This is a genomic window from Pseudomonas sp. GL_135 (assembly GCF_057834665.1).
This window is the reverse complement of the sequence record NZ_CM174408.1, coordinates 5357047-5369247: the sequence shown is the minus strand read 5'-3', so window position 1 is coordinate 5369247 and position 12201 is coordinate 5357047. Positions and strand designations below refer to the sequence as shown.

At 61.4% G+C, this 12201-nt stretch carries 11 protein-coding genes; 7 read left to right on the top strand and 4 right to left on the bottom strand.

What is annotated here, in order from left to right; genetic code table 11:
* Positions 1 to 5 precede the first annotated feature (5 nt).
* Both gcvT and gcvH read left to right on the top strand, forming a co-directional pair.
* Positions 6 to 1088 carry a glycine cleavage system aminomethyltransferase GcvT gene (gene gcvT, locus AC3ISG_RS23715; RefSeq protein ID WP_489298096.1) on the top strand — a complete coding sequence of 361 codons (1083 nt, stop codon included), beginning with the start codon at positions 6 to 8 and terminating at the stop codon, positions 1086 to 1088.
* A 66-nt stretch (positions 1089 to 1154) separates the two neighbouring features.
* The gene (gene gcvH / locus AC3ISG_RS23710) at positions 1155 to 1538 is read left to right on the top strand and encodes a glycine cleavage system protein GcvH (protein ID WP_122534082.1); all 384 of its coding nucleotides are present in this window, start codon (positions 1155 to 1157) and stop codon (positions 1536 to 1538) included.
* 97 nt (positions 1539 to 1635) lie between these two features.
* Here gcvH and AC3ISG_RS23705 read toward each other — a convergent pair whose 3' ends face one another.
* Entirely contained in the window at positions 1636 to 1953 is a 318-nt protein-coding gene (locus tag AC3ISG_RS23705) for a DUF2388 domain-containing protein (RefSeq protein ID WP_065987516.1), read from the bottom strand.
* Positions 1954 to 2224: 271 nt separating this feature from the next.
* Here AC3ISG_RS23705 and AC3ISG_RS23700 point away from each other — a divergent pair, with 271 nt between their 5' ends.
* Complete coding sequence (locus AC3ISG_RS23700) at positions 2225 to 2995, top strand: glucose 1-dehydrogenase (protein WP_122534081.1); 771 nt, start codon at positions 2225 to 2227, stop codon at positions 2993 to 2995.
* Between the two features lie 11 nt (positions 2996 to 3006).
* Entirely contained in the window at positions 3007 to 4059 is a 1053-nt protein-coding gene (locus AC3ISG_RS23695; protein ID WP_489298095.1) for an L-idonate 5-dehydrogenase, read from the top strand.
* A 182-nt stretch (positions 4060 to 4241) separates the two neighbouring features.
* Here the strand turns inward: AC3ISG_RS23695 and tfpB are convergent, their stop codons facing one another.
* Together tfpB and AC3ISG_RS23685 are read right to left on the bottom strand one after the other, a co-directional pair.
* Positions 4242 to 6026 (bottom strand): type IV pilus assembly ATPase TfpB, encoded by a 1785-nt coding sequence (tfpB, locus tag AC3ISG_RS23690; RefSeq protein ID WP_272629559.1) that lies wholly within the window; start codon positions 6024 to 6026, stop codon positions 4242 to 4244.
* 112 nt (positions 6027 to 6138) lie between these two features.
* A complete protein-coding gene (locus AC3ISG_RS23685; protein ID WP_272629557.1) occupies positions 6139 to 6486 on the bottom strand; it encodes a hypothetical protein in 348 nt (115 codons plus the stop codon).
* A gap of 148 nt (positions 6487 to 6634) precedes the next feature.
* On the opposite strand from AC3ISG_RS23685, the gene AC3ISG_RS23680 reads away from it, so the two are divergent.
* Positions 6635 to 7105 (top strand): Lrp/AsnC family transcriptional regulator, encoded by a 471-nt coding sequence (locus tag AC3ISG_RS23680; protein ID WP_122534077.1) that lies wholly within the window; start codon positions 6635 to 6637, stop codon positions 7103 to 7105.
* Between the two features lie 763 nt (positions 7106 to 7868).
* Here AC3ISG_RS23680 and AC3ISG_RS23675 read toward each other — a convergent pair.
* A complete protein-coding gene (locus tag AC3ISG_RS23675; protein ID WP_489298094.1) occupies positions 7869 to 9236 on the bottom strand; it encodes a CYTH domain-containing protein in 1368 nt (455 codons plus the stop codon).
* 166 nt (positions 9237 to 9402) lie between these two features.
* Here AC3ISG_RS23675 and argE point away from each other — a divergent pair, with 166 nt between their 5' ends.
* Together argE and argA are read left to right on the top strand one after the other, a co-directional pair.
* Complete coding sequence (gene argE, locus AC3ISG_RS23670) at positions 9403 to 10551, top strand: acetylornithine deacetylase (protein ID WP_122623490.1); 1149 nt, start codon at positions 9403 to 9405, stop codon at positions 10549 to 10551.
* Positions 10552 to 10700: 149 nt separating this feature from the next.
* A complete protein-coding gene (gene argA / locus AC3ISG_RS23665; RefSeq protein ID WP_122534074.1) occupies positions 10701 to 11999 on the top strand; it encodes an amino-acid N-acetyltransferase in 1299 nt (432 codons plus the stop codon).
* The last annotated feature ends 202 nt before the right edge of the window (positions 12000 to 12201 follow it).

The following is a 12201-nucleotide window of genomic DNA, read 5'->3' as shown; positions in this document are numbered from 1 at the left end:
AACCCATGGGACAGCGTACGCCCCTCTTTGACCTGCACCTCGCGCTTGGCGCGAAGCTGGTTGATTTTGGTGGTTGGGACATGCCCTTGCACTACGGATCGCAGGTCGAGGAGCACCATCAGGTGCGCCGGGATTGCGGGATTTTCGACGTGTCGCACATGCATGTGCTCGACGTATCCGGCAGCCAGGCCAAGCCTTGGCTGCAACATCTGCTGGCCAACGACGTCGGCAGGTTGCAACAGACCGGGCAGGCGCTTTACAGCGCGATGCTGGACACCCAGGGCGGTATCGTCGACGACATGATCGTCTACCTGACCGACGAGGGTTATCGCCTGGTGGTCAACGCAGCCACCGGCGATAAGGATCTGGCCTGGATGAACGCCAACATTGCCGGCTACGACGTGCGCGTCAAGCACCGCTCGGAGCTGGCGATGCTTGCCATTCAGGGGCCGAACGCCCGGCAGAAGATCGGCGAACTGGTTAATCAGGAACGCACCGCGCTTATCCACACCCTCAGACCCTTCGAAGGCCAGCAAGAGGGCGAGTGGTTCATTGCCCGCACGGGTTATACCGGTGAAGACGGCCTCGAGATCATCCTGCCAGCAACCGAGGCCTGCAGTTTCTTCAACGACATGGTCGGCGCCGGTATCTCGCCGATCGGTCTGGGCGCCCGCGATACGCTGCGCCTGGAAGCAGGGATGAACCTGTACGGTCAGGAAATCGACGAGCAGGTTTCGCCCCTGATCTCCAACATGGCCTGGACGGTCGCGTGGATGCCTGAAGACCGCACGTTCATCGGGCGCGCTGCACTCGAAGCAGAGCGCATGCGAGGGATTCCCTCCAAGCTTGTTGGGTTGGTCCTTGAAGAACGAGGCGTTTTGCGCGCTCATCAGGTCGTCCGAATAGCGGAAGTTGGCGAAGGAGAGATCACCAGTGGTAGTTTCTCTCCTACGCTAAGCAAGTCGATCGCGCTGGCGCGAGTGCCGATGGCCACCGCTGACCGTGCCGAGGTTGAAATCCGGGGCAAGTGGTACCCGGTCCGAGTGGTTCGACCCGCATTCGTGCGTCACGGCAAGGCCCTGATTTAACCCTGATTTGAAAGCCATCCCTGGCGGGTTTTTCCGCTGACCTGATGAAGTAGAGAGGATAAGAACATGAGCACTATTCCCGCCGAACTGCGTTTTGCCGAGAGCCACGAGTGGGCCAAGCAAGAGGGTGATCTGATCGTTGTCGGTATCTCTGATCATGCGCAGGAAGCGCTGGGTGACGTCGTGTTCGTCGAGCTGCCTGAGGTTGGGAAAGTTTTCTCGGCCGCAGGTGATCAGGCCGGTGTCGTCGAGTCGGTAAAGGCTGCGTCTGACATCTACTCGCCCGTGGCGGGCGAAGTCGTCGAGGTCAACGAGGCGCTGGCTGATGGCCCAGAGGCATTGAACGAGGCGCCATACGCGTCATGGATCTTCAAGGTCAAGCCAGCCAATGCCGCGGACTTGGGCAAGCTGCTCGACGCAGCGGGCTACAAGGCGCTGATCGGCGAATAAGCCGGTCGGTCAGACATAAAAAAGCCGCTCGGATGAGCGGCTTTTTTGTGGGAGCGAGATCGACGTTATGCCGCCAACTCGTCACAACAGGTCGGACTTATTGCTCGGCAACCAGATTCTTCGCCAGGATGGCGTTTGCCAGGTCCATGTCCGATGCCTTCAGGGCCGGATTGTCTTTGCGCACCTGATCCATGGCTGCTTCCAGGTATGGCCCGCGGATTTCGCCGTTGCTGGCGACGAAGCTGCCAGCGTCGTCTTGTGCGGCGACGATCAGCTTGTGGTGACGAAAGGTGAGGTAGGTGGAACCGGTTGTGGCACCAGACGACAGCACGTCCCGCAGAAAACCGTCAGCCATCGCTGAACCGACCGGCAGGGAAAGCAAGGCTAACGTGGCTACAGCAAGTTTGAGACGCATGAGAGGTACTCCGATGTTTGTTTGTTCTGAAACGATTTGATACGCCGTTCCCTGCTCTAGTTCCCCAGGCACAGGGCGTCATAGTGCGACGGCCTGCCAAGTCGGCTCGTCCCGGGAGTTGATCATCGTTCAGAGGGTCACGGTTGATGACGGTGGGAAATCGATCGGGCAGAGTAAGGTGACTGCATTCTGCGCGGCTTCTGTGCTTGAGCGGAGGAACGGCTGGCGCAGCCAATAGAGATTCAAGCCGCAAAAACAATAGGAGGGCGTCATGGCTGTTCTGGAAAGTTTTCGTCTCGACGGCAGGGTAGCGTTGGTCACCGGCTCCAGCGCGGGCATTGGTCTGGCGATTGCCCGGGGTCTGGCCGAAGCGGGCGCCACGGTCGTGCTCAACGGCCGCAATGCCAAGACGCTGCAATCAGCTGCCCAGGCCCTGGCGGCCGAGGGTCATGGGGTTCACACACAAAGTTTTGATGTGACGGACAGTGCGGCGGTCGCCATTGCGGTTCAGGACATCGAAGAACGCGTCGGGCCGCTGGAAATCTTGGTTAACAACGCCGGCATCCAACGGCGCGGGCCGCTGGCGGAGTTCGCCGAGGCGGACTGGCACGAGCTGATGCGCACCAACCTCGACAGTGCGTTCTTCGTCGGCCAGGCCGTCGCGCGCTGCATGATCCCCCGTGGTCGCGGGCGCATCATCAACATCTGTTCGGTGCAAAGCGAGCTGGGCCGACCGGGTATCGCGCCGTACACCGCGAGCAAAGGCGCGCTGAAGATGCTGACCAAGGGCATGGCGATCGACTGGGGCCCGTTCGGTCTCAACGTCAACGGAATCGGACCGGGATACTTCAAGACCGAGCTGAACGCTGCGTTGGTCGCCAATACTGAATTCAGCGACTGGCTGGTGCAGCGCACGCCGAGCCGTCGTTGGGGCGAAGTGTCGGAGCTGGCGGGCGCGGCGGTGTTTCTGGCCTCGGACGCAGCCAGCTTCGTCAATGGCCATATTCTTTACGTCGACGGTGCCATTACGGCATCGCTGTAACCCGGAGAACGATGATGCAAGCGATTGTCTGCCATGCCGCGAAAGACCTGCGTGTCGAGCCTGGTACCGAAGCGTTGCCGTTGTCTGCCGGCCAGTTGCGCGTACGCGTTGCTCGCGGCGGTATCTGCGGCTCGGATCTGCACTACTACCAGCACGGCGGTTTCGGTGCCGTTCGGCTGAAAGAGCCTATGGTTCTCGGCCATGAAATCTCGGCGGTCATTGAAGAAGTCGGCGACGCCCAGAGCGCTTTCAGCGTCAGGCAACGGATTTCCGTGTCGCCATCACGGCCGTGCGGTGACTGCAAATACTGTCACGAAGGCCTTCTCAACCATTGCCTGAACATGCGTTTTTACGGCAGCGCGATGCCGTTTCCGCACATACAGGGCGCTTTTCGCGAGCATCTCGTGATCGAATCAAGCCAGGCCCATGCGCTGGCGCCGACCACGACGCTGGCTGAAGGCGCACTGGCCGAACCCTTGTCGGTCGGGCTTCATGCGATCCAGCGCGCCGGTGGCGTGTTCGGCAAGCGCGTGCTGGTGACCGGTTGCGGCCCGATCGGCAACTTGCTGATCGGCAGCCTGCGCGCGGCGGGTGCGTTGCAGATCATTGCCGCTGACCTGAGCGACAGCGCTCTGGCGTGCGCGCGGCGCATGGGTGCCAGCGAAACCCACAATCTGCGCGACGAGCCTGAAGCACTGGCGCGCTATACCGCCGGCAAGGGTTATTTCGATGTGATGTTCGAGGCCTCCGGCAGCGCGCAAGCCTTGCGCGATGGCCTGACCTGCATGCGCCCGCGCGGGATTGTGGTGACAGTCGGGCTCGGTGGCGATGTGGCGATTCCGCTGAACCTGGTGGTGGGCAAGGAAATCGATCTGCGCGGCACCTTTCGCTTCCACCCCGAGTTCGCTCAGGCGGTGGACCTGCTCAACCGCAAGGTGATCGACGTGACGCCGGTGATCTCCCACACCCTTGCGTTTCAGGACGCGGTCCAGGCGTTCGAGCTGGCGGGGGACAAGCAGCAGGCGATGAAAGTGGTGCTGGATTTCGGGGTGCCGGACCAGTAATGGACTGCGGTCAGTTCAGGCCTGTGCCAGGGTTGATCGGAGCTGTGGGAGCGAGCTTGCTCGCGAAAAGGCGGGGACATCCGCTCAATATCCAGCGGTTATGAGATCCCCTTCGCGAGCAAGCTCGTCCCCCCATGGACGGCGTTTGCTGCGCGACAGGTCATCTCCCATGTGGGGGCGGTTTAGCGCTGTTCGCTCTGCGGTGTCACACGCAGCACCTCTTCAACCGTCGTCAGCCCCGCCGCGACCTTCTGTGCGCCGGACAAGCGCAGGCTGCGCATGCCATCCTTGAAGCCCTGACGGCGCAACGCCGTCAGGTCCAGGTCCGCCGTGATCAGCGACTTCACCGCGTCCGACATCAGCATGATCTCGTACACCCCCGCACGCCCGCGATAGCCCGTGTCGCGGCACTCCGCGCAACCCACGGCCCGATGCGCGCCGGTGGGCACCGGCGCCTGCCACGGCCGCGTCAGGGTCTGCCAGTCCACCTCATCCATGTCGATCGGCGCCTTGCAGTGCGGGCACAGCGTACGCACCAGACGCTGCGCCATCACGCCGAGGATCGTTGCCTTGAGCAGATAATGCGGCACACCCAACTCAAGCAGACGGCTAATGGCGCTGGGCGCGTCGTTGGTGTGCAGCGTCGACAGCACCAAGTGACCGGTCAACGCCGCCTGAATCGCCATTTCTGCGGTTTCCAGGTCGCGAATCTCGCCGATCATGATGATGTCCGGGTCTTGCCGCATCAGCGCGCGCACGCCGCTGGCAAACGTCAGATCGATGTTGTGCTGCACCTGCATCTGATTGAACGCAGGCTCAACCATCTCGATCGGATCCTCGATGGTGCAGAGGTTCACCTCCGAAGTCGCCAGCATTTTCAGCGTCGTGTACAGCGTGGTGGTCTTGCCGGAACCGGTCGGGCCGGTCACCAGAATGATGCCGTTGGGCTGTCGGGTCATGCCCTCCCATCGACGCAAGTCATCGCCGGAGAATCCGAGCTGGTCGAAGTCCTTGAGCAGCACTTCCGGGTCAAAAATCCGCATGACCATCTTTTCGCCGAAGGCGGTGGGAAGCGTCGATAACCGCAGCTCCACCTCGCCGCCGTCGGGCGTCTTGGTCTTCACCCGGCCGTCCTGGGGCTTGCGCTTCTCGGCCACGTTCATCCGGCCCAGGCTTTTCAGGCGGCTGGTCACGGCCATCGCCACCTGGGGCGGGAATTGATAAACGTTGTGCAGCACGCCGTCGATGCGGAAGCGGACGGTACCGGCCTCGCGGCGGGGCTCGATGTGAATATCGCTCGCCCGCTGCTGATAGGCGTACTGGAACAGCCAGTCGACGATATTGACGATGTGCGCGTCGTTGGCGTCCGGCTCCTGATCGCTGGCGCCGAGCTTGAGCAACTGTTCAAAGTTGCCCATGTTGCTGATTTTCTGATCGCTGGCACTCGCGCCGCTGACCGATTTGGCCAGCCGGTAAAACTCGACGGCCAGTTTCTGTACGTCAACGGGATTGGCGACGACGCGCTTGATCGGCATCTTCAGCACGTGGGTGAGGTCGGCTTCCCACGCATTCACGTACGGTTGCGCGCTGGCGATGGTCACTGCGTCGCGATCGACGTCCACCGCAAGAATCTTGTGGCGCTGGGCGAAGGCGTAGGACATCAACGGGGTCACGGCGGCGACGTTGATCTTCAGCGGGTCAATGCGCAGATAGGGCTGGCCCGATTGCTCCGCCAGCCAGGCAGTCAGGGTTTCGAGGTCTAGTTTCTTGCCGGGCCGCTTGTGATTGTCGAACTGCTGGGTGGCGATGAGTTCGAGCGGGTGGGCGTGGAGATTCTGCGCGGCTCGGCGCAGCGTGAGCGCATATTCGGCGTTGTCCTGATCGAGGTATCCCTGCGCGACGAGGTCACGCAATACTTCGTTCAGATCCAGCCAACGGTCCTGAGATGATGAGGCGAGGACGGACATGCAGGCTCCTTCGGACGAGACGGCTTACTTCGGTGTTGAGCAAGAGTAGTCCCAAGCGTGCCAGTTGTTGCGCCCTGCCGGTAGCGAAGCGTTGCCAATATTTTCGGAGCACTCAACTGGCGGCGAGTGAGACAACCTCGGTTACGACGTGCAAATTGCCCATGGGTTCAAGTTCAACCGAGCAAACACTGACCAGATTGCGCATTTTTTCGCCAATCACCTGAGCGCGGTGCCACGTCATGCCGCCCACTTCGACGCTCACCATCAGCATGCCGTCCCGCTGCAACACGCTGACCTGTTGAGGGATCAGGTACTGCATCGCGAACAGGTTGAGCAGCCGGCAGAGCACGTCGGCCTCTGCCTCGGCGAGAATTTGGTAGCGCGACAGGCAATGAGCATTGGCGACCGACCAGGCATCGTGGCGGAAAGGGGCAGGGCTGGCGGCGTCGAAATGCGGCATGGGAAATCTCCTGACAAACTCGTGGTGGCATTGACGTTGAATGGCAGAAAGTTTTACACGTTGAAAAAGAAATTTCTGATCGAAGATGCGCTGTATTAGGCTGTATTGGACTTGTTTATGTGCCACAGCTTCCTTTCAGGAATTGACTATGCAAATTGAGCTGGATGCTTACGACCGGAAGATTCTCGCGCTGCTGCAGGAGGATGCGTCGCTGTCCAGCGCGCAGATCGCCGAGCAGGTGGGCCTGTCGCAATCGCCTTGCTGGCGCAGGATCCAGCGGCTCAAAGATGAGGGCGTCATCCGGCGGCAGGTGACGCTGCTGGATCGCAAGAAGATCGGCTTGAATACGCAAATATTTGCAGAGGTAAAACTCAACGCCCACGGTCGGTCCAACTTCACTGAATTCACTGAGGCAATCCGTAGTTTCCCGGAAGTGCTGGAGTGTTATGTGCTGATGGGGTCGGTGGACTTTTTGCTGCGCATCGTCACGCCGGACATCGAAGCGTACGAGCGATTCTTCTTCGAAAAGCTCTCGCTGGTGCCGGGGATTCAGGAAGTGAATTCGACAGTGGCGCTGTCGGAGATCAAATCGACGACGAGCTTGCCGATTGGCAGATAGGGTGCGAATTCCCGGCTAAAGCCGGTCCCACTGACACACCGCGTGCCTTTCGTAGGACTGGCTTCAGCCAGGAAGGCGTCGGTAGACACACTGCGAAATTGAGGGTGCTCAGGCTGGCCTCTTCCCGGCTAAAGCCGGTCCCACTGACACACCGCGTGCCTTTCGTAGAACAGGCTTCAGCCGGGAAAGCGTCGGTGGGCACACTGCGAAATTGAGGGTGCTCAGGCTGGTCTCTTCCCGGCTGGCCGGTCCTACTGACAGACTGCGCGCATTTCGTAGGACCGGCTTCAGCCGGGAAAGCGTCGGTAGGCACACTGCGAAATTGAGGGTGCTCAGGCTGGCCTCTTCCCGGCTGAAGCCGGTCCCACTGACACACCGCGTGCCTTTCGTAGGACTGGCTTCAGCCGGGAAGGCGTCGGTAGGCACACTGCGAAATTGAGGGTGCTCAGGCTGGCCTCTTCCCGGCTGAAGCCGGTCCCACTGACACACCGCGTGCATTTAGTAGGACTGGCTTCAGCCGGGAAGGCGTCGGTAGGCACACTGCGAAATTGAGGGTGCTCAGGCTGGCCTCTTCCCGGCTAAAGCCGGTCCCACTGACACACCGCGTGCCTTTCGTAGGACTGGCTTCAGCCGGGAAGGCGTCGGTAGACACACTGCGAAATTGAGGGTGCTCAGGCTGGCCTCTTCCCGGCTAAAGCCGGTCCTACGAAACAGCTTCGGCCGGTGCTACCAACCGCGCCAGCCGTCCCATCCATACGGCGTCTTACAACTTCAGCAATGTCTTCCACGCCCGGCTTTGCAGCACGGTGATGGTCTGCTGCATGCGGGCATCGAGGATTTCGTCGGTGATGTCCAGGTGCGCCAGTTGCTCGAGCTTGTTCAACTCGCCATACAAGCGGTCCAGCTCAGGCAGGTCGAGGGCCTGGCGGGCATAGTGCAGCCAGACCTGGATGCGCTCGATGCGTGGCAGTTGCTCGGCAAGGTCTTCCGGCTGCTGCTGGTAGCGCGGCAGGTTCAGCGCTGTAGCTTCATCACCCAAGAAGCGCGGCACCCAGCTGCTGAGCATCGCGTGGCCCTGACGATTGCCACGATTATTGCGCTCGACCGTCCAGCTGCGCGCCATCAACCAGCGTGAGGTGGTCAGTGAGAACAGGCCCCAGCGGGTGTCCTGCAACTCTTCGATGAACTGCTCATGGGCAGCGGCGCGTACATCGCCATCTTCCTGGCCGGCGAGCACCAGCGTGCGCCAGTCTTCCAGCAAGGCGTCCAGCGCGGCGCGCAGGTCATGGGTCGTTGAGCGCGGAGCGGCTTGGCCCAGACTGCCGGCCAGAGCGCGCAGTTCAGCGAGCACTTCGACCCATTCCTGCAACAGGCTCCAGTGGCCGTTGAAGCGGTATTGTTCGGCCAGACGCTGGCTGCTGCCGAGCAGGAACCAGGCGATGGCGCTGAACGCGTCGTCTACCGAGAGTTCGCCATGCAGCTCGGGCGTCGGCAGCTTGATCGAGTAGCTGCTGGCGTCGAACAGACGATAGCCACGCTCGGCCTTGCTGATATCGCAGGGCATCAGCGGCAGCTTCTCGGCCAGCTCTGCGGCCAGTTCCAGCAGGGCGGCAGGGTCGCCTTCGCGCAACTCCAGTTCCAGCTCGCAGATTTCTTCCTGCTGCTTGCCAGCGACAACCTTGCCCAGGTCCAGTGCTGCTTCGATCACCACTTTGGTCTTGCCACGGCCCCAAGCGATTTCCGCTTTCTCGCGGACGAAATCAGTGGTGAACACCGGTTTGATGGTTTTCTTGTCCAGATCCGCCAGTTGCTCGGGCCAGCATTCGCCGTCGAGCTTCTTCAAGTCCAGCTTGGCCTTGGGCACGTCCCAGTTGTATTCGTTGCGCTCGGACAGGCCCGCCACGCTCTGGCCGCGGGTCTTGAGGGTCTGAATGATCGCGTCGCCGTCGCGACGCAGCCGCAGCGCAACCTTGGCATGGGCCAGCTCACGCTCGGGGGTGTCGAAGTACTGATTGAACAGCTCCAGACGCTCCCAGCCACCCTTGTTGCGCTTCTTCAGCAACGGGTGCTCGCGCAGGGCTATGAGGGTTTCGCGGCTGACGCGGAGTTTGATTTCGGTTTCTTTCTGCATGGCCGGAGAATCCAAACGCTCTATCGCTGATAACGAGGGGCGCAGCCGGAATCGACACAGCTGCGTGGGCCGTGCAGTGTACAGGACATCAACCGTGACAGTTTATTCATGCGGGCCAATCGACCTATGATGGCTGGCGTGTCGCACCCCATCACCGGAGTCGCCTATGCCGTTGCCGTCCATGAAAGACCAGTTCGCCGCCCTGATCGCCGCGCCGTCTGTGAGCTGTACGCAGCCCGCGCTCGATCAGTCCAATCGCGCCGTCATTGACCTGCTGGCGGGCTGGCTGGGCGATCTGGGTTTCGCCTGCGACATCCAGCAGGTAAGCCCCGGCAAGTTCAATCTGCTGGCGACGTTTGGCACTGGCCCCGGCGGGCTGGTGCTGGCGGGCCACAGTGATACCGTTCCTTACGACGATGCGTTGTGGAAGACCGATCCGCTCAAGCTGACCGAAGTCGACGGCAACTGGGTAGGACTGGGCAGCTGCGACATGAAGGGCTTTTTCGCGCTAGCCATCGAGGCGCTTCAGCCGCTGCTCGATCAGCCGTTCAAGCAGCCGCTCATCATCCTCGCCACCTGCGACGAAGAGAGCTCCATGGCAGGTGCCAAGGCCTTGGCTGCAGCGGGCGGTGTGCTGGGTCGCGCGGCGGTTATCGGCGAACCGACGCGCCTCAAGCCGGTCCGCCTGCACAAGGGCGTGATGATGGAGCGCATCGAGATCCTCGGCCGCAGCGGTCACTCCTCTGACCCGAGCCTGGGGCGTAGCGCCCTTGAAGCCATGTACGACGCCATCGGTGAGCTCAAAGGCCTGCGCCGCCAATGGCAGGAGCAATACCGCAATCCGCAGTTCAGCGTGCCGCAACCGACCCTGAACTTCGGCTGCATCCATGGCGGCGACAACCCGAACCGGATCTGCGGGCAATGCTCGCTGGAGTTCGACCTGCGTCCGCTGCCGGGCATGGACCCTGAAGTGCTGCGGGACGCTATCAGGCAAAAACTGCAGCCCGTCGCCGAGCTGCATCAGGTGCAGATCGATTACGCGCCACTGTTTTCGGAAGTCTCACCTTTTGAAGAAAGCGCCGACGCGGAACTGGTGCGAATCGCCGAGCGTCTGACCGGTCATACGGCCGAAGCAGTGGCATTTGGCACCGAAGCGCCTTATCTTCAGCGCCTTGGTTGCGAAACCATCGTGATGGGGCCTGGGGACATTGCCTGCGCGCACCAGCCCGGTGAGTATCTTGAAATGTCACGTTTGCAGCCTACAGTGCGTCTGTTACGTCAATTGATCGAACATTACTGCCTGGCTACCCCTTGAGTGCACCCAGGTGCTGCATGAGGCAGGGCCTGTCTCAGAATCAACCGAAAAGGAGAGTACGCGTGTTGCGATGCCTGTTCCGACGATAAAGCTCATGCCGTCTTGAGTGTTTCCACCCTTCGTCCATCCACTACAGGCTCCTTTCGGATATGCCCGATTACGTTAATTGGCTCCGCCACGCGTCTCCCTACATCAACGCCCACCGGGATTGCACCTTCGTCGTCATGCTTCCAGGCGATGGCGTTGAGCACCCGAACTTCGGCAACATCGTCCACGACCTCGTATTGCTGCACAGCCTCGGCGTGCGCCTCGTACTGGTTTACGGCTCCCGCCCGCAGATCGAAAGCCGCTTGCAGGCCCGTGGCCTGACGCCGCATTTTCATCACGACATGCGCGTGACTGATTTCGCCACCCTTGAATGCGTGATTGACGCCGTCGGCGCCCTGCGCATCGCCATCGAAGCGCGTTTGTCGATGGACATGGCCGCCTCGCCTATGCAGGGCTCGCGGTTACGCGTCACAGGCGGCAACTTCGTCACGGCGCGCCCAATTGGCGTCCTCGAGGGCGTCGATTTCCAGCACACCGGCGAAGTCCGTCGCATCGACCGCAAGGGCATCAGTCGGCTGCTCGATGAGCGCTCTATCGTGCTGCTGTCACCGCTGGGGTATTCGCCCACTGGCGAGATTTTCAACCTTGCCTGCGAAGACGTTGCGACGCGTGCGGCGATTGATCTGGGCGCGGAAAAGCTGCTGTTGTTTGGCGCCGAGTCAGGCTTGCTGGACGAGCAGGGTCGATTGGTCCGGGAGCTGCGCCCACAACAGGTCCCCGCTCACCTTCAGCGCCTGGGCAGCAACTACCAGGCTGAGCTGCTGGATGCGGCGGCTCAGGCCTGTCGCGGTGGTGTGGCGCGCAGCCATATCGTCAGCTACGCCGAAGACGGCGCGCTGCTCTCGGAGCTGTTCACCCGCGCCGGCGGCGGCACACTGGTGGCCCAGGAGCAGTTCGAACTGGTGCGCGAAGCGTCGATTGGCGACGTTGGCGGGCTGATCGACCTCATCACGCCGCTTGAAGAACAGGGCATTCTGGTGCGTCGTTCGCGGGAAGTGCTTGAGCGTGAAATCGAGCAGTTCAGCGTGGTCGAGCGCGAAGGCTTGATCATCGCCTGCGCGGCGCTGTATCCGATTGCCGATTCCGAAACGGGTGAGTTGGCCTGTCTGGCGGTTAACCCGGAATACCGTCACGGCGGGCGCGGCGACGAACTGCTCGAGCGCATCGAAGAACGCGCCCGGGCGCTGGGTCTGAAAACCCTGTTTGTCCTCACGACGCGCACCGCGCACTGGTTCCAGGAGCGCGGTTTCGAGGCCAGCAGCGTTGATCGCCTGCCCAGCGCACGTGCGTCGCTCTACAACTATCAGCGTAATTCGAAGATTTTCGAAAAGGCGATTTAAGCGAAGCGCGTCAGGACCTGAAGCCTGACGCGCATTTTCGGTTCGGTACAACCCTTGTGGGAGCGAGCTTGCTCGCAAGGCGGCTAAGTCAGGCGCTACATCTCTCTCGCCTGAGCCACCGCTTTCGCGAGCAAGCTCGCTCCCACAATGGGTCGTAGTGCACCGGAGATAAGCGTTGAATGCAAAACCTGTAGGAGTGAGC